Source organism: uncultured Sphingomonas sp., from assembly GCF_964021865.1.
GTDB lineage: Bacteria > Pseudomonadota > Alphaproteobacteria > Sphingomonadales > Sphingomonadaceae > Sphingomonas.
In genome coordinates, this window is sequence record NZ_CAXIAM010000023.1 from 24,611 (window position 1) to 48,235 (window position 23,625).

At 68.1% G+C, this 23,625-nt stretch carries 19 protein-coding genes and 1 pseudogene; 6 read left to right on the forward strand and 14 right to left on the reverse strand.

Annotated elements, in window-relative coordinates:
* The first annotated feature begins 2 nt into the window (after positions 1–2).
* From AADI75_RS08295 to AADI75_RS08315, 5 genes are all read left to right on the forward strand, one after another.
* Complete coding sequence (locus tag AADI75_RS08295) at positions 3–791, forward strand: DUF6454 family protein (protein WP_341208566.1); 789 nt, start codon at positions 3–5, stop codon at positions 789–791.
* 159 nt (positions 792–950) lie between these two features.
* Positions 951–2,888: an oligopeptide transporter, OPT family gene (locus AADI75_RS08300; protein ID WP_341208567.1), complete on the forward strand. Its 1,938-nt coding sequence runs from the start codon at positions 951–953 to the stop codon at positions 2,886–2,888.
* Positions 2,885–3,346 (forward strand): OsmC family protein, encoded by a 462-nt coding sequence (locus AADI75_RS08305; protein ID WP_341208568.1) that lies wholly within the window; start codon positions 2,885–2,887, stop codon positions 3,344–3,346. Before AADI75_RS08300 ends, AADI75_RS08305 begins: the two co-directional genes overlap by 4 nt.
* Before the next feature lie 59 nt (positions 3,347–3,405).
* Positions 3,406–3,792 carry a DUF2946 family protein gene (locus AADI75_RS08310; protein ID WP_341208569.1) on the forward strand — a complete coding sequence of 129 codons (387 nt, stop codon included), beginning with the start codon at positions 3,406–3,408 and terminating at the stop codon, positions 3,790–3,792.
* Positions 3,793–3,837: 45 nt separating this feature from the next.
* Complete coding sequence (locus AADI75_RS08315; protein WP_341208570.1) at positions 3,838–5,154, forward strand: PepSY domain-containing protein; 1,317 nt, start codon at positions 3,838–3,840, stop codon at positions 5,152–5,154.
* On the opposite strand, the gene AADI75_RS08320 is transcribed toward AADI75_RS08315, so the two are convergent.
* Both AADI75_RS08320 and AADI75_RS08325 read right to left on the reverse strand, forming a co-directional pair.
* A complete protein-coding gene (locus tag AADI75_RS08320; protein ID WP_341208583.1) occupies positions 5,109–6,302 on the reverse strand; it encodes a multidrug effflux MFS transporter in 1,194 nt (397 codons plus the stop codon). The genes AADI75_RS08315 and AADI75_RS08320 overlap by 46 nt on opposite strands.
* A gap of 43 nt (positions 6,303–6,345) precedes the next feature.
* Positions 6,346–7,527, reverse strand: a complete 1,182-nt coding sequence (locus AADI75_RS08325) for a Xaa-Pro peptidase family protein (protein ID WP_341208571.1) — start codon at positions 7,525–7,527, stop codon at positions 6,346–6,348.
* Positions 7,528–7,648: 121 nt separating this feature from the next.
* Here AADI75_RS08325 and AADI75_RS08330 point away from each other — a divergent pair, with 121 nt between their 5' ends.
* A complete protein-coding gene (locus tag AADI75_RS08330; RefSeq protein WP_341208572.1) occupies positions 7,649–7,966 on the forward strand; it encodes a hypothetical protein in 318 nt (105 codons plus the stop codon).
* On the opposite strand, the gene AADI75_RS08335 is transcribed toward AADI75_RS08330, so the two are convergent.
* The 12 genes and pseudogenes from AADI75_RS08335 to sufC form a co-directional block, all read right to left on the reverse strand.
* Positions 7,948–9,696, reverse strand: a complete 1,749-nt coding sequence (locus AADI75_RS08335) for a glycogen debranching enzyme (protein ID WP_341208573.1) — start codon at positions 9,694–9,696, stop codon at positions 7,948–7,950. The two genes, AADI75_RS08330 and AADI75_RS08335, sit on opposite strands and share 19 nt — an antisense overlap.
* The gene (locus tag AADI75_RS08340) at positions 9,693–11,312 is read right to left on the reverse strand and encodes an alpha-D-glucose phosphate-specific phosphoglucomutase (protein WP_341208574.1); all 1,620 of its coding nucleotides are present in this window, start codon (positions 11,310–11,312) and stop codon (positions 9,693–9,695) included. The genes AADI75_RS08335 and AADI75_RS08340 overlap by 4 nt, the downstream gene beginning before the upstream one ends.
* Positions 11,309–12,757 carry a glycogen synthase GlgA gene (gene glgA, locus AADI75_RS08345; protein ID WP_341208575.1) on the reverse strand — a complete coding sequence of 483 codons (1,449 nt, stop codon included), beginning with the start codon at positions 12,755–12,757 and terminating at the stop codon, positions 11,309–11,311. Before glgA ends, AADI75_RS08340 begins: the two co-directional genes overlap by 4 nt.
* Before the next feature lie 4 nt (positions 12,758–12,761).
* A complete protein-coding gene (gene glgC / locus AADI75_RS08350; RefSeq protein WP_341208576.1) occupies positions 12,762–14,024 on the reverse strand; it encodes a glucose-1-phosphate adenylyltransferase in 1,263 nt (420 codons plus the stop codon).
* Between the two features lie 264 nt (positions 14,025–14,288).
* Positions 14,289–16,460 (reverse strand): 1,4-alpha-glucan branching protein GlgB, encoded by a 2,172-nt coding sequence (glgB, locus tag AADI75_RS08355; protein ID WP_341208577.1) that lies wholly within the window; start codon positions 16,458–16,460, stop codon positions 14,289–14,291.
* On the reverse strand, positions 16,457–18,880 hold the full coding sequence (locus AADI75_RS08360; RefSeq protein WP_341208578.1) for a glycogen/starch/alpha-glucan phosphorylase: 2,424 nt from the start codon (positions 18,878–18,880) through the stop codon (positions 16,457–16,459). Before AADI75_RS08360 ends, glgB begins: the two co-directional genes overlap by 4 nt.
* Before the next feature lie 29 nt (positions 18,881–18,909).
* The gene (locus tag AADI75_RS08365) at positions 18,910–19,809 is read right to left on the reverse strand and encodes a YihY/virulence factor BrkB family protein (protein ID WP_341208579.1); all 900 of its coding nucleotides are present in this window, start codon (positions 19,807–19,809) and stop codon (positions 18,910–18,912) included.
* Between the two features lie 100 nt (positions 19,810–19,909).
* Entirely contained in the window at positions 19,910–20,263 is a 354-nt protein-coding gene (locus AADI75_RS08370; RefSeq protein WP_341208580.1) for an iron-sulfur cluster assembly accessory protein, read from the reverse strand.
* The gene (locus AADI75_RS08375; RefSeq protein ID WP_335309451.1) at positions 20,263–20,727 is read right to left on the reverse strand and encodes an SUF system Fe-S cluster assembly protein; all 465 of its coding nucleotides are present in this window, start codon (positions 20,725–20,727) and stop codon (positions 20,263–20,265) included. The genes AADI75_RS08370 and AADI75_RS08375 overlap by 1 nt, the downstream gene beginning before the upstream one ends.
* Positions 20,724–21,935 carry a cysteine desulfurase gene (locus tag AADI75_RS08380; RefSeq protein WP_341208581.1) on the reverse strand — a complete coding sequence of 404 codons (1,212 nt, stop codon included), beginning with the start codon at positions 21,933–21,935 and terminating at the stop codon, positions 20,724–20,726. The genes AADI75_RS08375 and AADI75_RS08380 overlap by 4 nt, the downstream gene beginning before the upstream one ends.
* Positions 21,936–21,978: 43 nt before the next feature.
* The gene (locus AADI75_RS08385; protein WP_341208582.1) at positions 21,979–23,043 is read right to left on the reverse strand and encodes a SufD family Fe-S cluster assembly protein; all 1,065 of its coding nucleotides are present in this window, start codon (positions 23,041–23,043) and stop codon (positions 21,979–21,981) included.
* Positions 23,044–23,263: 220 nt separating this feature from the next.
* Positions 23,264–23,625: pseudogene (gene sufC, locus AADI75_RS08390) on the reverse strand (Fe-S cluster assembly ATPase SufC); the annotation flags it as partial.

Here is a 23,625-nt window from a genome sequence, read left to right on the forward strand (position 1 = left end):
CCATGAACCGTCGATGGATGCGATCGGGGACGACCCTCGCCTTGCTGCTGCTGTCGAGCCTGTCGGTCGCCGCCGCGCCGCAGACCGCCGAGGACGAGGTGGAGGGCGCGCGGTTTCGCAGCGCGACGGCGCTGGGCGGGCAAGTCTTCCACGTTCAGGGCTTGGCCTTGCAGGGCCAGCGCGTGTGGGTGACCTCGGTCGATCGCTTCACCCGGCGCGGCTTCCTGCACCTGTTCGACCGTGCGACGGGCCGGTTCGTGCGGCAGGTCGAACTGACGGACGGCGCGCGTTATCATCCCGGCGGGATTTCGGTCGATGGGCACTCGCTGTGGGTGCCGGTCGCGGAGCTGCGCGCGAACAGCTCGGCGGTGCTGGTCGAACTGGACACCGAGACGCTGCGCATGCGTCGGCGGATCCGGGTCGCCGATCATCTCGGCTGCGTTGCGGCGCAGGGGCGCTGGCTGGTGGCGGGAAACTGGAACAGCCGTTTGCTTTATGTCATCGACCGCGATGCGCCGGCACGAATGCGGGTTGTCCCCAACCCTTCGCCGACACGGTATCAGGACATCAAATTCGCCGGCGGCCATCTGGTCGGGGGTGGCCCGCGGTCATGGTGGAGCGGCACGGTCGACTGGCTCGACTGGCCGAAACTGACGCTGCGCCGCTCGATCGATGCGGGGACCTACACCGCCGAGGGCATGGCGATCGAGGGCCGCGACCTGTATTTCGCGCCGGAGGACGGGCCGGGTCGGCTTTACCGGTTCCGGTTAGAGGACGGTGCGTCGGCGTAGCGGTGGATCTGGAACCCTTGCCGACGTTTTAAACGGTCGCCCCGGACGTGGTCCGAGGAAACGAAGGGGGCACGTCAATCCCGCCTCGCATTGCCGCCCTTGACCATCCTGGGTGTGCCTGCCCTGTAACCGGTCGCGGACTTGTGGCACGGAGGCGACATGGCTTCTGCGTCCACCCGCTCCCCCGTCGAACTCACGCTGCGCGGCGTGCTGCTCGGTGGCGTGATCACGTTGCTGTTCACCGCCGCCAACGTTTATCTCGGCCTCAAGATCGGACTAACCTTTGCCACCTCGATCCCCGCGGCGGTGATCTCGATGGCGGTGCTGCGCGCGTTCCGCGATTCGACGATCCTCGAGAACAATATCGTCCAAACGGTCGCATCGGCCGCCGGAACGCTGGCAGCGATCATCTTCGTGCTGCCGGGCCTCGTCATGATCGGCTGGTGGCAGGGCTTTCCGTTCGTCACCACCGCGACGATCACCGCCACCGGGGGCATCCTCGGCGTGATGTTCTCGGTGCCGCTGCGCCGGGCGCTGGTGGTCGACACCGTGCTGCCCTTCCCCGAAGGCCGCGCCGCCGCCGAGGTGCTCAAGGTCGGCGAGGAGAGCCGGCACGGCGGGGTGGAGAGCGCCAAGGGACTGTCGGCGATCGTCGCGAGCACACTGGCCGCCGCGGGCTTCTCGATCCTGACGCAGACGCGGCTGATCGCAGGCGAGGCCGCGCAGTTCTTCCGCGTCGGCGCGGGCGCGACGGGGGTGAGCGCCGGGCTGTCGTTCGCGCTGCTGGGCGCGGGGCATCTGATCGGGCTGTCGGCGGGGCTCGCGATCCTGCTGGGCGTTGTGGTCGGCTGGTGGATCGTGCTGCCGATCCTGACCGCCGCCGCGCCGCAGGCCGGTGACGTCGCGGCGTGGGCGAGCGGCGTGTTCCGCAGCGACGTGCGCTTCTTCGGCGCGGGCGTGATCGGGGTAGCGGCGATCTGGACGTTGCTGCGCATCGCCAGGCCGGTGATCGGCGGGCTGCGCGCGTCGCTGACCGCCACGCGCGGCGACAGCGTCGCGATCGAGGAACGCGACCTGCCGATCGGCATCGTCGCGGCGGTGAGCCTCGCCACTCTGATGCCGATCGCGGTGCTGCTCCATTCGGTGGTGAGCGGTGGGCCACTCGCGGGGCATGAATGGGTGCTGGTCGCGGGCAGCCTGCTGTTCGTCGCGGTGATCGGGCTCGTGATCGCGGCGGTGTGCGGCTATATGGCCGGGCTGATCGGCGCATCGAACTCGCCGGTGTCGGGGATCGGCATCCTGTCGGTGATCGCGGCGGCGACCTTGCTGGTCGGGCTGTTCGGACGCGAGGGCGAGGTGGTGCAGACGCAGGCGTTGGTCGCCTATGCGCTGATCGTGACCGGGATCGTGTTCGGCGTGGCAACGATCTCGAATGACAATCTCCAGGATCTCAAGACCGGGCAACTGGTCGGCGCGACGCCGTGGAAGCAGCAGGTTGCGCTGGTGATCGGCGTCTGCTTCGGCTCGGTCGTGGTCCCGCCGGTGATGCAATTACTCTACACCTCGTTCGGTTTCGCCGGAATGCCGGGCGCGGGGCCGAACGCGCTCGCCGCGCCGCAGGCGGCGCTGATCTCGGCGCTGGCGCAGGGCGTGCTGGGCGGCAACCTCAACTGGGCGATGATCGGCTGGGGAGCGCTCGCCGGGGTGGCCGCAATCGCGCTCGACGAGGCGCTGGGGCGCGCCGAGCGATTGCGGCTGCCGCCGCTGGGGGTCGGGCTCGGCATCTATTTGCCCATGAGCGCGACATTGACCGTGGTGGTCGGCGCGGTGATCGGCCATCTCTACGACAAGCGCGCTGACGCGCGCCCCGATGCCGAGGCGGCGAAGCGGCTGGGCGTGCTGACGGCGACCGGCATGATCGTCGGCGAGAGCCTGTGGAACGTCGTCTTCGCAGGGATCGTCTACGAGACCGGCACCGAGACACCGCTGGCGCTGGTCGACGGGTTCGAGGGGCCGGCGCTCGTCGCGGGGACCTTGCTGTTCGCGCTGGTCGCGTGGTGGCTCTACCGCCGCACGCGAAGGCTGGCGGCAGCATGACGCGCGTCCGGCTGCGCTGGACCGGCAATCGCGGCGTCGGGACCGCGGGCTATACCAGCTATGCGCGCGATCATGAGATCGCGGCCGACGGCAAGCCGGTCATCGCGGGATCGTCGGACCCACGCTTCCGCGGCGATGCGGCGCGCTGGAATCCCGAGGAATTGCTGCTGGGGGCGATCAGCGCCTGCCATCAATTATGGTATCTGCATCTGTGCGCCGATGTCGGGATCGTCGTCACCAGCTATCGTGACGAGGCGGATGCAGTGCTGACGCTCGACAAGGACGGCAACGGTCAGGTGACCGAGGCGACATTGCGCCCGCACGTCACGATCGCCGCCGGAACCGACCCCGCGCTCGCCGAGGCGCTTCATGCCGAGGCGCAACGGCGCTGCTTCATCGCGCGCTCGGTCGCCTTTCCGGTGCGTCACGCGGTGGTGATCGCGATCGACGCGGTATAGGCGCGTTAACCATCGGGCGTTACGGTGCGGCACATGGCACTTGTTATCCGTCATCCGAGATGAGCGGCGTTCGCACACGATCGACGCTGTTCGCGATCGTGGCCGCGCTGGCATTGCTGGTGCGATTGCTGGTGCCCGCCGGGTTCATGCCGCAGGTCGCGCACGGGCAGGTCGCGATCGTCGCCTGCCCCGGAATGGCGATGGCGAGCACGGCGCATCATCACGCGCAGGACGCTCCGGTGCACGACGGCTTTGAACGACCGTGCGCCTACGCCGCGGTCACCGGCCCGGCGACGTTGCTCGCGATTGTGCTGCTGCTGGTCCCGCCGCTGGCGGCGGTGTCTCGGCGTCCTCTTCTCACCAAGGCGCAGGTCGCGCCACGCAGCGCACTCCGCTGGCGTCCCCCACTCCGCGCGCCCCCGACGATCCTCCCCCCGACCCGCTGACCTGCTGTCGCGGCGCGCCAGACGCGCCGAACCCGAGGATTCGTCATGACCCCTTCCCGTCCGGCCGCGATCGCGGCCGAACTCCAGCGCGCGGTGTGGCGCTGGCACTTTTTCGCCGGCCTGCTGGTGCTGCCGTTCCTGCTGTGGCTGGCGGTGACCGGCGCACTATACCTCTACAAGCCCGAGATCGAGCGGCAGGTCTATGCCGACTGGATCCACGTCACGCCGGCGCGCGCGACGCTCCCGCTCGACACGCTGGCCGCGCGGGTCGGAGCGTCGGTCGGTGGTACGGTGACGCAGGTTCAGAGGCCCGCCCGCCTCGACGAAAGCTGGCGCGTGACAGTGCGGCGCGCCGACGGCGACCTGCGAATGGCGTTCGTCGATCCGCATGACGCGCATGTCTTCGGCACCACCAACCCCGGCGGGATCATGCAGACCGTCAAGCATCTCCACAGCCTGGCGATCACCGGCTGGGTCGGCAACTGGCTGATCGAGATCGCCGCCGGCTGGTCGATCATCCTGGTCGTCAGCGGGCTGTATCTGTGGTGGGGACGCGGCCGGACCGTGGCGGTGCGTGGGCGGGCAAGCGGGCGGCTGTTCTGGCGCGACCTCCATGCGGTGACCGGGCTGTTCGCGGGGGGGCTGATCCTGTTTCTCGCGCTCAGCGGGATGCCGTGGAGCGCGGTCTGGGGGCATGAAGTGCAGGCGGGGGTCGCGGGCGCGGGCTGGGGTCGCCCCGACGCACCGGGCGGCGCGGGTCATGCCGGGCACGACCTGCCGTGGTCACTCCAGCAACAAACGATGCCGATGGGGCATGACGGCCCGCGCATCTCCGCCGACCGCCCGCTGGCGGCGGCGCGGGCGCGCGGCATGGCGCCCGACTGGACGCTGACGTGGCCGGAGGGACCGGGCGCGCCCTATCTAATCAGCGCGACGCTCGGGCCTTCGGGGGCAGCGCATGTTGTCTATGTCGATGCCGGCACCGGGCAGGTGTTGCAGGACGCCGGGTTCAAGGATTTCGGCCGCCCCGGTCAGGTGATCGAATGGAGCGCCGCAGTTCATCAGGGCAAGGAATATGGCGAGGCGAACCGGCTGATCATGCTGTTCGCCTGCGTCGCGCTCGCGCTGCTGACGATTACCGCGCCGGTGATGTGGTGGAAGCGCGGCCCGCGCGGGCGGAGCACGCTGCCCGATGCGCGGACCGGCACCGGCTTGCTCGCGATCATGGGGGTGGCGGGATTGCTGTTCCCGCTGACCGGTCTGACGATGCTCATCGCGCTCGGCTATGGGCGGATCAAGGCCGTCGTCGGTGCGGCTCAGGCGAGCCGCGCGCGGAAGAGCTGGCCCTCCTCCACGATATAGACGATCACAAACGCCGCAACGCCGATCGCGAGATAGCCCAGCGTCAGCGGCAGCGTGGTGCCGGCATAGGATTGGCCGATCGCCGATCCGACCAGCACCGCGCCGACGCTGGTGATGAAGCCCTGCACCGAGGAGGCGGTGCCCGCGATTCGCCCGACCGGCTCCATCGCCATCGCGCCGAAGTTCGACCCGCACAGGCCGATGCACGTCATGCTCAGCGACTGGAAAACCATGTAGCTGGCGAGCGTCTCCCAGCCCATCCATACCACCGACAGGTGCAGCACCGACAGCACGACCAACGCGATCACCGCGGTCTGCGAGATCAGCCGGGTGCCGAGCCGCTCGACCAGCCGGCTGTTCATGAACGACGCCACCCCCATCGCCCCCGCGCAGATCGCGAACAGGAGCGTGAAGCGGTCGCCCGCGCCAAATTCGTCGACGAACACCTGTTGCGCCGAAGAGACGAACGCGATGATCCCGCCGAAGGTCAGCGACGCGGCGAGCGCATAACCGAGCGAATAGCGATTGGTGAGCGTCAGCCGGTAGCTGCTGGAAAGATTGGCGAGCGAAATGTCGGTGCGGCGCTCGACCGGCAGCGTCTCGGGCAGCCGCGTCAGCGTCCAGACCAGCACCAACCCCGCAAAGCCGCCGAGCGCGTAGAAGACGAACCGCCACGGCCCGATCACCAGCAATCCCTGCCCGATCGTCGGCGCGAGGATCGGGACGAGGAAGAAGATCATCTGCGCCACCGACATGGTGCGCGCCATCGCGCGACCCGAGGCGTTGTCGCGCACCACCGCCACCGCGATCACGCGCGTCGAAGCGGACATCAGCCCCTGCAACACCCGTGCGCCGAGCAGCGCCGCGAACGTCACCGACGCCGCGGCAAAGACGCTCGCCCCGACGAACCCGATCAACGTCGCGACCAGCACTGGCTTGCGGCCGTAGCGATCGGCGAGCGGGCCGTAGAGCAACTGCCCGACGCCAAATCCCAGCACATAGGCGGTCACCACCCATTGCCGGTGATTGGCCTGATCAATCGCCAGATCACGCCCGATATCGGCAAGCGCGGGAAGCATCAGGTCGACCCCCAGCGCGTTCACCGCCATCACCGCTGCGACGAAAATGACGAACTCGGTCGCGTGCATACCCGGAGGCGCGGCGTGGGGCTTCATAGATTCAGTCCGTTTTTCAATCGAATGGGCGGTCGATACTCGGTTGTGGCTCGGTAAACCACGCCGCTCCAGCGTCCGTGACGTAGAAATGATCCTCCAGACGGATGCCGAACCGCTCCGGCACGACGATCATCGGCTCGTTCGAGAAGCACATGCCGGGTGCGAGCGGGGTCTTGTCGCCACGCACCAGATAGGCGGGCTCGTGGATCGACAGCCCGATGCCGTGTCCGGTGCGATGCGGCAGGCCGGGCAGGCGATAGTCGGGCCCCAGCCCCTCGCGCACCAGCACGGCGCGCGCCGCAGCGTCGATATTCTCGCACGGCACGTCCGGCGCGACCGCCGCGAAAGCGGCGGCCTGCGCGGCATGTTCGATGTCCCAGATCGCGCGCACCTCGTCGGCGACCGGGCCGAAGGCATAGGTGCGGGTGATATCGGAATGGTAGCCGTGGACACGGCAACCGGTGTCGACCAGCACCAGATCGCCCTCCGCCAGCACGCGGTCGCCGGGCAGGCCGTGCGGATAGGCGGTCGCCCGCCCGAACTGCACCGCGCAGAAATACGACGGGCCGCCGCCAATCGCGCGATGCGCGTCGTCGATGAAGCGCACCACCTCGCTCTCGCGGATGCCGGGTTGCAGGATGCGCGCAGCAGCGGCGTGGACCGCCAGCGTCATCCGCATCGCCTGACTCATCAGCGCGATCTCGGCGGGCGACTTGATCATCCGGCCGCCGTCGATCGCGGGCGCGCCGTCGACGGTGGTCAGCCCCGCGCCCGTCAGTCGTCGAACCCAGCTGTAGAACAGCATCGGATCGAATGCGAGCGTCGCGCCGGCGGGCAGCACGTCTGCGATCAGCGCGACCGGGTCCTCATCCTCTTCCCACAGCGCCAGATCGGCGGCGATCGCGAGTTCGGCTTCCAGCGAACCGCGTTCGAACGCCGGGCAGATCAGCCGTGGCGTGCCGATGACGGGTAGCAACAGCGCGACCAGCCGTTCGGTTGGGTTCCACGGCACGCCGGTGAAGTAATGGAGTGACGGGCCGGCCTGCACCAGCAGCGCATCCGCACCCAGCGCCGCCGTCAGCGCGCGGGCGCGCTCCAGCCGGGCATTCCGCTCGGCCACGTCAATCGGCGCGGCCTTCTCCGCCCAAGGGGTAATGGCCGCGAGTTCCGCCGCCGCGCTGGATCCGCCGATCGTCATGCAACGCTCCATCAATCGATTGATGCCGCCGCGATGCCGGCGGATCATAACATAGGTGGTTACCGCTTCTTTACTCCTGCCCCGTAGGACAGGCGCAGGACATAAGAAGTGAGAAGGGGCAATGGCATCCAAACCGGTTATCGACAACCGTCGCGAACCACGCATTCCGGCGGAGTGCCGCGGGCTCGCGCGGCTCGCCGTCTCGATCGAAATCCTCGACGCCTCGGCGGCGGGACTGCGCGCGCGTACCACGCTGCCGCTGGCGGCGGGCACGCTGCTGAAGCTGACGCTGCCCGGCGGGGCCGAGCGTCATGCGCGGATCGCCTGGGTCGACGATCACGTCTTTGGCTGCGAGTTCATGAAGCCGTTGACCGCAAAGGAGCTGCGCGAGTTGGTCGACGCGACCGCCAACGCGGCGCCCTATGCGATCTGCGCCTGAGGCCGAGGACTCAGCATCACCACGCGCGCGGTGCAGTCAACGGTGATCGTCGCATCGCGTAGCCGCAGGACGAAGCCGGACGCACCGTCCCAGTCGATGTCGCGCATCGGCTGACCGTCGAGGCGGTGCCAGGTCGCATCATGCGCGATCGCCGGGTCGGCGAGCGACGGGCAGGCCGCGCGACGCTGCGCCAGATCGGCGACGAACGATTCGAGCGCCAGATCACGGCCCTCCCAGTCGAGCCACAGCAATTCGTCCTGCGCATAGCTGTTGTTGTTGCCGGCCTGCGTGCGCCCGAACTCGTCACCGGCGGTCAGCATGATTGTGCCACACGTCGCGAAGAGTGTCGCGAGCAGCGCGCGCTTGTCGGCCTCGCGCGCGGCGCGGACGGCGGCGTCGTCGCTTTCGCCCTCGACGCCATTATTCCACGCGATCTCGCCGGCGTGGCCGTCGCGATTGTCCTCGCCATTGGCGTGATTGTGGCGGGTGGCGAAGGCGACGGTGTCGGCGATCGTGAAGCCGTCGTGCGCCGCGACGAAGTTGACACCGCGCGTGCGGTCGCCGAAGAGCTCGCTGGAGCCCATCAGCCGCGTCGCGAGCACGCCGGGACTCCCGTCGCCACGCCAGAAACGGCGGACATCATCGCGAAAGCGGTCATTCCATTCGAGCCAGTCGCCGGGAAAATTTCCCAATTGATAGCCACCGGGGCCGACATCCCACGGCTCGGCGATCAACACCCGGTCGCGCAGCACGGGGTCGGCGGCGATCTCGGCGAAGATCGGTGCGGCGGGATCGAAGCCGGGACCACGCGCCATCACCGTGGCGAGATCGAAGCGGAAGCCGTCGACCCCCGCCTGCGTGACGAAATGCCGCAACGTGTCGAGCGTCAGCGCACGCACTGCCGGCTTCGCGAAGTCGAGCGTGTTGCCGGTACCCGCATCGTTGATGAGCGCGCCATCGGGCGCGCGCGCATAAGCCGAGTCATCCAGCCCGCGCAGCGACAGCGTCGGGCCGAGCAGGTCGCTCTCGCCGGTATGATTGAAGACGAGATCGAGGATCGTACCGATCCCGGCCGCCCGCAGCGCCGCGACGGTGGCGCGCAGTTCGGCGATCCCGCCGGGGGCGAGCCGGGGGTCGAGCGCCATCGGCACGACCGGATTATACCCCCAGCCATTGGCGAGCCCGAGCGGCGGCAGATGGCGTTCGTCGATCCATGCGACGACCGGCATTAGCTCGACCGCCGCGACGCCGATCCGCCGGAAATGCGCGATCACTGCGGGATGTGCGACCGCGGCGATCGTCCCGCGCTGCGTTGCGGGTACGTCGGGGTGGCGCATCGTCAAAGCGCGGACGTTGACCTCGTAGATCAGCCCGCCGGGGCGGAACATCGGCGGCAGATCGAGTGGCGCGAGCGGCGCGGTGACGATCGCCTTGGGCACCAGCGCCGCGGTGTCGATCCGCGGCTCGCGCAGATGCGGGTCATAGCCGAAGCGACGGTCGAGCGTCACCGCGTGCGGATCGACCAGCAGCTTGGCGGAATCGGCATCGGTGCGAAAGCCGTAGCGCGTTCCCTCGCCCGCCCCCGCGGCGTGCGCGTGCCAGACGTCGCCGCTGCGCACCATCGCGACGCGGCGCTCGGCGTCGCCGTCGAACAGGCACAGCCATACCGCCACCGCGCGCGGCGCGCGAACCGTGAAGTCGACGCCGCCCGCGACCAGCGTCGCGGTCACGTCACGACGTCGGGCTGCTCGCGTCCGGTATGCGCGCGGATGCCGGCAATCGCGTCGGCTGCGGCGACAATGTCCGCCAGCATCGCCCCGGTTTCGGCATCCATGTTGCCGCCGACCGGCTCGTAGCGTTCGAGATAGACGCGCAACGTCGCCCCGCTCGTCCCGGTGCCCGACAGCCGAAACACGACGCGGCTGCCGCCCTCGAACAGCACGCGAACGCCCTGGTTGCGGCTGACCGAAGCGTCGGTCGGGTCCTCATAGGCGAAGTCGTCCGCCGCCACGACGGCGAGCGGGCCGAACGACGTCCCCGGCAGCGTGTCGAGCTTGCCGCGCAGTTCCGCCATCAACGTGTCGGCAGCGGCGCTGTCGACGCCCTCGTAATCGTGGCGCGCGTAATAATTGCGGCCATATTCCGCCCAATGATCGCGCGCGATCCGGTCGACGCTCTTGCCGGTCGCGGCGAGGATATTGAGCCAGAGCAGCACCGCCCACAGCCCGTCCTTCTCGCGGACATGGTCGCTGCCGGTCCCGGCGCTTTCCTCGCCGCAGATCGTCGCCATCCCCGCATCGAGCAGGTTGCCGAAGAATTTCCAGCCGGTCGGCGTCTCGAAAGACGGGATGCCGAGTTTCTCGGCAACCCGGTCCGCCGCGGCGCTGGTCGGCATCGAGCGCGCGATCCCCTTTAGTCCGCCGGCATAGCCAGGCGCGAGATGCGCATTGGCGGCGAGCATCGCGAGGCTGTCCGACGGCGTCACGAAGCGGCTGCGCCCGATGATGAGGTTACGGTCGCCATCACCGTCCGACGCGGCGCCGAAATCCGGCGCGTCGTCCGCCATCATCGTTTCGTAGAGTTCGTGCGCGTGGACGAGGTTGGGGTCCGGGTGGTGCCCGCCGAAATCCTCCAGCGGGGTGCCGTGGCGCACTGTCCCTGGCGCGAAGCCGAGCCGCCGCTCGAGGATCTCGGTCGCATACGGCCCGGTCACCGCGCTCATCGCGTCGAACGCCATCGTCAGTTTCGCGGCGCGGATCGCGTCGAAATTGAACAGCGTCTCCATCAGCTCAGCATAGTCGGCGACCGGGTCGATCACCTCGACTGTCAGCGCCTCGACCTGCGTCTCGCCGAGCGTATCGAGATCGATATCCGCTGTTTCGGCAGCGTGCCATTCGGCGATCGACAAAGTGCGCGCGTGGATCGCCTCGGTCACCTTCTCAGGCGCGGGGCCGCCGTTCGAGACATTGTACTTGATCCCGAAATCCTCGTCCGGCCCGCCTGGATTGTGGCTCGCCGACAGCACCAGCCCGCCGATCGCACCACGCTTGCGGATGACGTTCGACGCGGCGGGGGTCGACAGAATGCCGCCCTGGCCGACGACGACCCGCGCGAAACCCGCCGCCGCGGCCATGCGGATCGCGGTCTGGATCACGTCGCGGTTGAGGTAGCGTCCGTCGCCGCCGATCACCAGCGTCGCGCCCGCCTTGCCCTCCACGACGTCGAACACCGATTGGATGAAATTCTCGGCATAGTTCGGCTGCTGAAAGACCTTCACCTTCTTGCGCAGCCCGGAGGTGCCGGGCTTCTGATCGGTGAAGGGCGAGGTCGAGACGGTACGGATCATGCGGACAGCAGCTCCCGGTAGAGATCGGCATAGCGGCGTCCGCTGGTCGCCCAGGAGAAGTCCGCGGCCATGCCCGCGCGCTGGAGCGAGGTCCAGCGATCGGGCGTGGCAAATAGCCGTATCGCAAGCGCAATGGCCTGCGCCAGTGACTCGTGCGTGACGGCATCGAACTGGATGCCGGTCGCCACGCCGGCGTCGAGCGCCGCATCATTGGCGTGGATCACCGTATCGGCCAGCCCGCCGGTGCGCGCGACGACCGGCACGCAGCCATAGGCCAGGCCATAAAGCTGGGTCAGCCCGCACGGCTCGAACCGCGACGGGATCAGGATCGCGTCCGCCCCGCCCTGCAGCAGATGCGACAGCGCCTCGTCGTAACCGATCCGCACCCCGATCCGGCCGGGATGCCGCGCCGCCGCCTCCTGGAAGGCATGTTCGAGCCACGCGTCGCCCGAGCCGAGCAACGCCAGCCGTCCGCCGCCCGCGACCAGCGCGTCGAGCGTGTCGGCGAGCACGTCCATCCCCTTTTGCCACGTCAGCCGCGAGACGACGCAGAACAATGGACCGTCGCCCGGTTCGAGCGCAAATGCCTGTTCTAGCGCGTGTTTGTTGATCGCGCGCGGGGCCAGGTCGCCGGCGTCATAGCGCTGGGGCAGCGCGGCGTCCGTCGCCGGGTTCCATACCGCCGGGTCGATGCCGTTGACGATCCCCAACACGCGCTCGCGGCGTGCGCGGATAAGTCCTTCGAGTCCCATGCCGAATTCTGGGCGCAGGATCTCGGCGGCGTAAGTGGGGCTGACGGTGGTGATCGCGTCGGCGGCCTCCAGCCCGGCCTTCAGATAGCCGACCCCGCCATAATATTCGACGCCATCGACCGCGAAAGCACGGTCCGGGAGCGCAAGTGACCCGAAAATACCGGCGTCATACCGCCCCTGGAACGCAATATTGTGGATCGTCATCACCGATTTCGCAGCCCGGGCGCGCGCGGGCGCAAAACGGAGATACGCCGGCGCGAGCCCCGACTGCCAATCGTGCGCGTGGAGGACGTCGAAGCGGAAGCCCTTGACCGCGCCCGAGGCGAGATCGGCAGCCGCGCGCCCGAAAGCGGCGAAGCGCCGCCAATTGTCGTCCCAGTCGCGCCCGGACGGATCGCCATACGGCCCGCCCTCGCGCGCGAAATAGCCAGGCGCGTCGAGGACCAGCAATTTGTGGCCGCCGAGCGTGCCCGACAGCAGCCGTGCCGGTGCGCCGATCAGGTCCGGCCAGTCGTGGAGCGCCGCCGATCCCTGGACCGCCGCCATCACGCGCGGATAACCGGGGACCAGCGTGACGACGTTGACGTCGTGCGGCATCAGCGCCGCCGGCAGCGCGCCGACGACATCGCCGAGCCCGCCGGTCTTGACGAGCGGATAGGCTTCGGAGGCGACCGACAGGACCGAGATCGTCATGCCGTCACAGCTCCAGCCGGTCGATCATCGGCTGGGTGATAAGGCATACGCCCTTGTCGGTGCGGCGGAAGCGATGCCCGTCGAGCGCCGGGTCCTCGCCGACGACCAGCCCGTCGGGGATGACGACACCGCGATCGAGCACCACCTTCTTGAGCCGCGCATGGCGGCCGATCTTGCAATAAGGCAGCACCACCGCTTCATCGAGCGACGAGTAACTGTGCGTGCGCACGCCGGTCGAGATCAGGCTGCGGTGCACGTTCGACCCGGAAATGATCGTGTCGCCGGCCACCAGGCTCGACACCGCCTGCCCGCGTCGCCCCTCGATATCATGGACGAACTTGGCCGGCGGGGTCAGCTCCGAATAGGTCCACAGCGGCCACTCGCGATCGTAGAGGTCGAGTTGCGGGACGACATCGGTCAGGTCGATGTTCGCCTCCCAATAGGCGTCGACTGTCCCGACATCGCGCCAGTAAGCCGCGGGCTCCTCGGGCGAGCGGACGCAGCTCGCCGAAAAGCGGTGCGCGTGCGCATGGCCGTGCTTGACCAGATAGGGGATGATGTCCTTGCCGAAGTCGCGCGACGACCCTTCGGTCGCGGCGTCACGGCGCAACTCCTCGATCAACAGCCTGGTGTTGAAGACATAGATGCCGAGGCTGGCGAGCGCGACATCGGGCTGGCCGGGGATCGACGGCGGATCGGCGGGCTTTTCGACAAAGTCGACGATCCGGTCGTTTTCATCGACGTGCATGACGCCGAACGCCACCGCCTCCATCCGCGGGACTTCCATGCACGCGACGGTAACGTCGGCACCGCTGTCGCAGTGCTGCCGCAGCATGATCTCGTAATCCATCTTGTAGATATGATCGCCGGCGAGGATGACCATATATTCCGGCGCGCTCTCCGCGATGATGTCGATATTCTGGTAGACCGCGTCGGCGGTGCCTTCATACCATTGAAATTCACTGATTCGTTGCGATGCCGGCAGGATGTCGAAGCTCTCATTGCGCTCCGGCCGCAAGAAGTTCCAGCCGCGCTGGAGATGGCGGATCAGCGAATGCGCCTTATATTGGGTCGCAACACCGATCCGGCGAATGCCGGAGTTGATCGCGTTCGACAAGGCGAAGTCGATGATGCGGCTCTTACCACCGAAGTAGACCGCTGGTTTCGCGCGCGTATCGGTCAGCTCCTTGAGCCGACTTCCCCTGCCCCCGGCGAGAACATAGGCCATGGCGTCGCGCGCCAGCGGCTGACCTTTGCGTTCGTCCACGTCAGGCTCTCCTTCCCAGCATCTTTACTTGTCGTTCATCAGGCATTAACCATGTTGTCACGGTCTTGACGCCAAAAGGCGCGGGTAACGTGAGTGTGTGCGTAGTCAGAACAAGACGACTATCGAGAGGATCGCCGATGCACCCCGCCTGCCAACCCCGTTCCGCCGACGGTTTGATCCGCGGCGTCGCCTGCGCACTCGTCCCGTCGCTGCTCGCCTGGGGCGCGATCTTCGCGATCGTCGGCCGGATCGTCTGAACCGCGGTCACGCCGTCGGTTCCCATTCGAGCATCACCGTCGCCAGCGGCGGCAGCGTCACTTCCGCGTGACCGCCGCTCGCGACCACGCCACCCAGATTGCCCAGCCCCGATCCCCAATAATCGTGCGCGTCGGAATTGAGCACCTCGCGCCAGCGACCGTCATGCGGCAGCGGCACGCGATACGGCATCCGCGCCACCGGGGTCATGTTGACGATCACTGCGATCGGCGCGGCGCCCGGCGCACTGCGTAGCCAGACGAACACCGAATTGGCGGCATCGTCCTGCACCAGCCAGCGGAAACCGTCGCGCTCGCAATCGCGGGCATGGAGCGCGCGCTTCTCGCGATAGAGCCGGTTGAGGTCGCGGACCAGTTTGCGGACCCCGTCGTGCGCGTGCGAGTGAAGCAGGTCCCAGTCGAGCGAGCGCTCCTCGCTCCATTCGGCGCGCTGCGCGAATTCCTGCCCCATGAACAGCAGCTTCTTGCCGGGATAGCCCCACATCATCGCATAATAGGTGCGGAGATTGGCGAACTTCTGCCAATCGTCGCCAGGCATCTTGGTCAGCATCGAGCCCTTGCCGTGCACGACCTCGTCATGGCTGATCGGCAGCACGAAATTCTCGTCGAAGGCGTAGACCAGGCCGAAGGTGATCGCGTCGTGGTGATGCTTCCGGTGGACCGGCTCCCGCGCCATGTACTTCAGCGTGTCGTGCATCCAGCCCATGTTCCACTTGAACCCGAAGCCGAGCGCAGTGCGTGGGGCCTCGTCATAGGCGGGAGCGGACACGCCCGGCCAGCTGGTCGATTCCTCGGCGACGGTGAACACCCCGGGCTCGCGCGCATAGAGCGCGCGATTGGCGGCGCGCATGAAGTCGACCGCCTCCCAATTCTCGCGCCCGCCCTCGCGGTTGGCGATCCACTCGCCGTCCTTGCGCGAATAGTCGCGGTACAGCATCGAGGCGACCGCATCGACGCGCAGCCCGTCGACGTGATAGCGCTCGGCCCAGAACAGCGCGTTGTTGACGAGGAACGCCGATACCTCGCGCCGCCCGAAATTGTAGATCGCGGTGTTCCAGTCGGGGTGATAGCCGAGCCGCGGGTCCTCATGTTCGTACAGCGCGGTGCCGTCGAAGCGCGACAGGCCATGCGCGTCGGTCGGGAAATGCGCGGGGACCCAGTCGAGCAGCACGCCGAGCCCGGCGCGGTGCGCGCCGTCGACGAAGCGCGCGAAGCCCTCATGATCGCCGAAGCGTGCGCTGGGGGCGTAGAGGCCGGTCGTCTGATAGCCCCAGCTGGGATCGTACGGGTGCTCCGAGATCGGCATGAACTCGATGTGCGTGAAGCCCATCGATACCGCATAGGGGATCAGCCGCTCGGCAAGCTGGTCCCAGGTCAGGAACCAGCCGTTCTCGTCACGCTGCCAGCTGCCGGCGTGCACCTCGTAGATGCTGATCGGCGCGCGGCGCGGATCGACGGACGCCCATGCCTCGCGATGCGCGGCGTCGCCCCATTCATGGTGCATCGGCGCGGTGGTGAGCGAAGCGGTCTTCGGGCGCAGTTCGGCGGCGAAGGCGTAGGGATCGGCCTTGAGCGGCTGGAGCGTGCCGTCCGGGCCGGTGATCGCGTATTTATAGGCACGGCCGGCGCCGATATCGGGCAGGAACAGTTCCCAGACGCCGGTATCGCCGCGCCGGCGCATCCCGTGGCGGCGTAGATCCCAATCGTTGAAGTCACCGACGACCGCCACGCGCCGCGCATTCGGCGCCCAGACCGCGAAATGCACGCCCTCCGCGCCCTCATGCGCGATCAGATGCGCCCCCATCTTGTCATGGAGGCGAAAATGCGTGCCCTCATTCATCAGGAAATCGTCGGTGGGGCCGAGCACCGGACCGAAGCTGTACGGGTCGGTCACCCACCATTCCGCGCCCCCGCCCTGCGCGACATAGCGCAACGGCTGCGGATCGCCGTCGATAAGCCCTTCGAACAGACCGCGATCGTCGACGCGCTCCAGCGTGCCGAGCACCTCGCCCGCCAACGTGCGCGCGACCGCAGCGTCGGCCCCCGGTATCCACACCCGCGCGAACGTACCCTGGGGCCCACGGTGCGGGCCGAGCAGCGCGAAGGGATCCTCGTTGGTGCCGTCCAGCAGCGCGTCGATCGCGGCGGCGGGCGGCTTCACTTCACGCCCCAGATCTCGTGTGCATATTCGCCGATCGTTCGATCCGAGGAGAACCAGCCCATGTTCGCGACGTTGCGGATCGCGCTGCGGCTCCACCCGTCACGATTCGCCCAGCGCGCATCCACCTCGCGCTGCGCGGCGGCATAGGCGTCGAAATCGGCCGCCACCATGAACCAGTCATGGTCGTACAGGCCGTTCATGAGATCGCGATAACGGTCGTGGTCATCCGGTGAAAACACACCGGACGCGATCGCGTTCACCGCCTGCGCGAGTTCGGCCGAATTTTCGATCACCTCCCGCGGGTTGTAGCCCCCGGCGCGCTTGGCCGCGACCTCGTCGGCGGTCAGGCCGAAGATCAAGATATTCTCCGCGCCGACCTGGTCGCGGATCTCGACGTTCGCGCCGTCGAGCGTGCCGATCGTCAGCGCGCCGTTGAGCGCGAACTTCATGTTGCCGGTGCCCGATGCCTCCATGCCGGCAGTCGAAATCTGTTCGGACAGGTCGGCGGCCGGCACCATCCGCTCGGCGAGGCTGACGTTGTAATTGGGGACGAACGCGACCTTGAGCAGCCCGCCGATCGACGGATCGGCATTGACGCGGCGCGCGACGTCGCCGGCCAGCTTGATGATGAGCTTGGCCTGGTGATAGCTCGACGCCGCCTTGCCCGCGAACAGCTTGACGCGCGGCGTCCAGTCGCGCTCCGGGTGGCTGCGGATCTGGTCGTAGAGCGCGACCGTCTCGATGATGTTGAGCAGCTGGCGCTTGTATTCGTGGATGCGCTTGATCTGCACGTCGAAGATCGCCGACGGATCGAGCCGCACGCCCATCTCGGTGCGCAGATAATCCGACAGCGAAGCCTTATTCGCGCGCTTCACCGCCGCGAAGCGTTCGCGGAACGACGCATCCTCGGCGAACGGTGCGAGCGCGGTCAGCCGCTGCGCATCGTCCATGAACGCGTCGCCGATCGCCTCGCGGATCAGCGCGGTCAGCCCCGGATTGCATTCCTGCAACCAGCGGCGCGGGGTGATGCCGTTGGTCTTGTTGTTGATCCGCTCCGGATACAGGTGGTGCAGGTCGGCGAAGACCGTCGTCTTCATCAGGCCCGTATGCAGCGCGGCGACGCCGTTGACGCTGTGCGAACCGGCGAAGGCGAGATTGGCCATCCGCACGCGCCGCTCGCCACCCTCGTCGATCAGGCTGATCGCGGCGATCGCACGGTCGTCCATCCCCTCCGCCTTCCGCGCGGCACGCAGCAGCTTGGCGTTGATCGCATAGACCAATTGCATGTGCCGCGGCAGCAACCGCTCGAACAGCGGCAGCGGCCAGCTCTCCAGCGCCTCGGGCAGCAGCGTGTGGTTGGTATAGCCGAACGTCGCCTGCGTGATCTCCCACGCCTCGTCGAACGACAGGCCGTGCTCGTCGAGCAGCAGCCGCATCAGCTCGGCGACCGACACCGCGGGATGCGTGTCGTTGAGCTGGATCGCGGCGCGCGTCGGCAGCGTGCGGATATCGCCGAAATACTGGACGTGGCGGCGGACGATGTCCTGGATCGACGCCGAGGAGAAGAAATATTCCTGCCGCAGCCGCAATTCCTGCCCGGCCGCGGTCGAATCGTTCGGATAAAGGACGCGCACGAGGCTCTCGGCACGGAGCTGGTCGGCCATCGCGCCGGCGAAATCGCCGCGGTTGAACGCCTCCAGCTTGAAGGGGTCGAGGCTGCGCGCGGTCCACAGCCGCAGCGTGTTGACGCGCTTCCCGCGCCAGCCGACGACGGGCGTGTCGACCGCCATCGCCTCGACGATCTCGCCCGGCTTCCATGTCACCGCACCGCTTTCGTCGCCGTGCACCTCGCCGCCGAAGCCGATGACATAGGCGCTCTCGCGGCGGCGGAATTCCCATGGGTTGCCGTATTGCAGCCACGTCTCGGGCAGCTCGACCTGCCAGCCGTCGTCGATCCGCTGGCGGAACATGCCGTTCACGTAGCGGATGCCATAGCCGTAGGCGGGCAGGTCGAGCGTCGCGAGGCTTTCCATGAAGCAGGCCGCCAGCCGCCCGAGCCCGCCGTTGCCGAGCGCGGCATCGGGCTCGATCTCCTCCAGCGCGGCGAGGTCGACGCCGAGTTCACGCAGCGCGCCCGCCACCTCGTCGCGTGCGGACAGATTGGCGAGCGTGTCGCGCAGCAAGCGGCCGATCAGGAATTCGAGGCTGAGGTAATAGACGCGCTTCGCGCCAGCGGCATGGGCGGCCTTGGTGGAGACCATCCACCGCTCGATGATCTCGTTGCGGATGGTGAGGATCGTCGCGGCGAGCCAGTCGTGCGGACGCGCGGCCTGCTCGTCCTTGCCGATGCGATGCACCAGCGTGTCGAGGATGTTGAGCGCCAGCGGACCCCGCTGCTGCACGGTTTCGGTCTCGATCACGCCCACCCCCTTGTTCGTACGTGCAATGCCTAGGCGGTCGCCGGTGTCGCAGCAACGCTTTCCGCGGAGCGCCCGCGATACGCCTGCACGTCGAGCGCGGCGCCGAGCAGGAAGGCATAGACGCTGAGCCACAGCCACGTCAGCGCGACGATGATCGCGCCCAGCGAGCCGTAGGTCGCGCCGTAATTGCCGAAATTGGCGACGTAGAGGCTGAAGCCGGTCGTCGCGAGCAGCCAGACGAGCGTCGCGGTCACCGTCCCCGGCGTCGCCCAGCGCAGCCGCGCGCCGTGGCGGTAGGGGCCGAAGCGGAAGAGCAGCGACGCACCGGTGATGACGATCGTCGCGAGCAGCGCATAGGTCGCGATGCGGATCAGCGCCAGGACGATGCCGGGGAACCACGGGATCAGCGTGCCGACGAACGCCACGACGGCGCTGGCGGCGATGCCGAGGAAGATCAGCACGATCCCGCCGAGCACGATCGCGAACGAGGTCAGCGTCCAGACGATGAAGTTGCGTTTGTCCTTCACCTCATAGGCGACGTTGAGCGCGGTCATCATCGCAGTCGCTGCCTTGCTGCCGCCATAGAGCGCGATCAGCAACGCGACGATCAGGCCCAGTCCCTTGCGCCCCTGCGATCCCGAGGTGACGATATCGAGCTGTTCGCCGATCAGCGTCGCGACATCGCCGGGCAGCGCGACGAACAGCTCGCGTATGTCCTGCTGGACCGTCGCCGGATCGGCGAACAGGCCGTACGTGAAGACCGTCACCGCCAGGATCGGCGCGATCGAGGAAATGATGTAGAAGGCCGCGCCGGCCGCGATCAGCCCGAGATTGTCGTCGTTCGACGCGGTGTAGGCAGCCTTCATCTGCCCCCACCAGTCACGCCGGAAGGATCGCCAGAGGTCGGTCGAGGACAGGTCGATGTTCATTACGGGGGCGAACGCCGCGCAACGGCGTAGGCTCCCAGCGGAGCGACTGTTTTGGGTTAGTCCGCCCCCGTCATCCCGCCTGCGCGGGAACGACGGAGGGTCAGACCGTAAAGCTCTCGCCGCAGCCGCACGCACCCTTGGCATTGGGGTTGTCGAACACGAAGCCGGCGGTGAAATCGTCCTCGACCCAGTTCATCGTCGAGCCGATCAGATACAGGATCGACCCGCCGTCGACGAACAAGGTGCCGCCGGGCGTCTCGATCCGCTCGTCCATCGGCGTGGCCTGGGTGACGTAGTCGACCGAATAGGCGAGCCCCGAACAGCCGCGGCGCGGGGTCGACAGCTTGACCCCGATCGCCTCGGCAGGCGCCTTCGCCATCAGATCGGCGATGCGCGCCTCCGCGGTCGGCGTAAGGAGCAGTGGCGCGGGGCGGGCGCGGAGCGTGGTGGCCATCACAGCATTCCCAGTTCGAGCCGCGCGTCGTCGGACATCTTTTGCGGGTCCCACGGCGGATCCCAGACGAGGTTGACGTCGGCAAAGGCGATGCCCGGCACCGCCGCGACGCGCATCTCGACCTCACCGGGCATCGACTCGGCGACCGGGCAATGCGGCGTCGTCAGCGTCATCGTCACCGCGGCATGGCCGTCCTCGGTGACATCGACGCCGTAGATCAGCCCCAGGTCATAGATATTGACCGGGATTTCGGGATCGAAAATGTCCTTGAGCGCGTCGATCACCGCCTCGTAAAGCGCGCCGCCGGGTTCGTGCGCGGCCTCGCCGGTCGGTTTTTGCGCGAGGAAGCCCGACAGATAGTCGCGCTGCCGCTCCGCGCCGCCCGTATCGACCGCATCGGAGACCTGCGCGCGCGGCGGTTTGTCGACCGCTTCAACCGTTTCGCTCCGCACCGAGTCGCTCATCCGAAAATCCTCTTCACTCGCTCGATCCCGGCCGCCAGCGCCGCCACGTCATCGGGGCCGTTATAGACCGCGAAGCTGGCGCGCGCGGTCGCCTCGACGCCCAGCGCCGCCATCAACGGCTGGGCACAATGATGCCCGGCGCGGATCGCGACCCGGCTTTCGTCCAAGATGGTGCCGATGTCGTGCGGATGCACCCCCTCCATGACGAAGGAGACGATCCCGGCGCTGTCGTCCGGCCCGAGCACGCGGATCGAATTGATGTGCGACAGCGCGGCACGCGCCTCGCGCACCAAAGCGGTTTCGTGTGCGTGGATCCGGTCGAGCCCGATCGCGCGGACGTAATCGACCGCAGCCGACAGGCCGAGCGCGCCGACGATATGCGGCGTCCCCGCCTCGAAGCGGGTCGGCGCGGGGGCGTAGGTGGTGCGCTCGAACGAGACGCGGTCGATCATCGACCCGCCGCCCTGATAGGGCGGCATCGCGTCGAGCAGTTCGGCACGCGCCCACAGCACGCCGATCCCGGTCGGGCCGTAGAGCTTGTGCCCGGAAAAGACGTAGAAATCGCAGCCGAGCGCAGCGACGTCGACCGCGACGCGCGGCACCGCCTGACAGCCGTCGATCAGGATCTTCGCGCCGACCGAATGCGCGATTTCGCTCGCCTTCGCCACGTCGAGGATCGAGCCGAGCACGTTCGAGACATGCGCCAGCGCGACGAGCTTGTGCTCGGGGCGGATCATCACCGCCATCGCATCGAGGTCGATGCGGTGATCGGCGGTGAGCGGAATCACGTCGATCGCGGCGCCGACGCGCTCGGCGACCATCTGCCACGGCACGATGTTGCTGTGATGCTCGAGCATCGACAGCAGGATGCGGTCGCCCGCCTTGAGGGTCTGCGCCGCCCAAGAGTGCGCGACCAGGTTGATCGCCTCGGTCGCGCCGCGCACGAAGACGATCTCGTTCGCAGGGGCTCCGACAAGGTTCGCGATGTTGGCGCGGGCGGCCTCATAGGCCAGCGTCATGTCCGCCGAGCGTTGATAGACGCCGCGGTGGACGGTGGCGTAGGTGGTGTCGTAGCCGCGCGTGATCGCGTCGATCACGGGCTGCGGCTTCTGCGCGGTGGCGGCGGTGTCGAGATACGCCCAACCTTGCGGAATTGCGGGAAAATCCGCGACCACGTCGAGCGGGCGATCGGTGAGGGTCACGCTCATGACCGCGCCCGTATGTTGCGAATGTTGAGACGCCGGCGGGGTATCACAGCGCGCTCTCCAGCCAGGCATCGGCATCGGCGGCGAAGGCGTCGCGGACGGTCTCGTCGCCGATCCGGTCGAGCGCGTCGGCGACGAAGGCGCGCGTCAGCAGCGCCTTGGCGCGTGCCGCCGGGATGCCGCGGCTTTCCATGTAGAACAGTGCGCGCGCGTCGAGTTCGCCGACCGTCGCACCGTGCGCGCACTTCACGTCGTCGGCAAAGATCTCCAGCTCGGGCTTGAGGTTGACGGTCGCGGTGCGGTGCAGGAGCAACCCGCGCAGCGACTGTTCGCCGTCGGTCTTCTGCGCGTGCCGCGCGACCTCGACCGCGGCGGCGAGGCTCGCCTGCGACTGGTCGGCAGCGACCGCGCGCCACAATTGATGCGACTGGCCGTTCGGTTGCGCGTGGCGGACACGCACCGCGCATTCCTGCTTCAGACGGTCGCGGGTGAGCAATGCGCCGCCATATTCGGCATAGCCGCCCTCGCCGCCCAGCGTGATCGCCGCGTCGATGCGCACGCCCTGATCGCCCGCGGCGAGCATCGTGCCGATCAGGCTGGCGCCCTCGCCCAGTTCGGCCTCGTCGCGGATCGAGACGAAGCCCGCGGCCTGCGTCATGCGGACAGCGCGCATCAGCCGCGCGGCCTTGCCGAGGCGGATGCGGGTGTTGCGGTTCGACCAGCCTGCGCCGACGAACGTCTCGACGACCTGCGCCGAGGTGTCGGCGTCGAGGACGATCTCGGCCGCAACGTGGTTGTCGCCGCCAGTCGCGACATGGACGACCTGTACCGGGTGCGCGACCGCCTGTTCGTCGAGGTGGAGCGACCAGCCGCGCGTGGCGCGCTTGCCGAGCGCGTGCGCGCCGGGGGTCAAGTCGCCGACGCGGACACGGTGGAGGTCGCTGGCGGCGTCATCGAGGACGCCGTCGACGAACAGCAGTTTCGCGCCGGGCAGGTCGAGGAATTGCGCGTCGGGGCGCGCGATCGGGGCCAGCGCGGCGGCGGCGGCGATCCCGCCGAGATCCGCCCAGCGCCACGCTTCCTCGCGGTTGGAGGGAAGGTCGAGGGTCATGCGAGAGAGCCTTGGGTGTCGTGCGACGCGGTGAAGATGCCAAAAAGGGGGTTCACGCGGAGGCGCGGAGACGCGGAGGCGAAGCGCGCGCGGCAGCGCGCCCGCATCATCGCGGTCGAGGAGAGGGAGTGCCGCTGGCGCGGCGAAGCGCTACAGTTCCGCGCCTCCGCGCCTCCGCGTGCACACTTCCCCTTAGCGGCTTCATGGCCTCGCGTGACCATCACGCCGCCACCTCGGCATAGCCCTGCCGCTCGAGTTCGTGCGCCAGTTCCGGGCCGCCCGAGCGGGTGATGCGGCCGTCGGCGAGGACGTGGACGCGATCGGGCTGCACGTAATCGAGCAGGCGCTGGTAATGGGTGATGAGCAGCACGGCCTTGTCGGGCTTGCGCATGATGCGATTGATGCCGTCGCCGACGATGCGCAGCGCGTCGATATCGAGGCCGGAGTCGGTTTCGTCGAGGATCGCGAAGGCGGGGTCGATGATCCCCATCTGCACCATCTCGTTGCGCTTCTTCTCGCCGCCCGAGAAGCCGACGTTGACCGGGCGCTTGAGCATGTCCTGCTGGAGCCCGAGCGCATCGG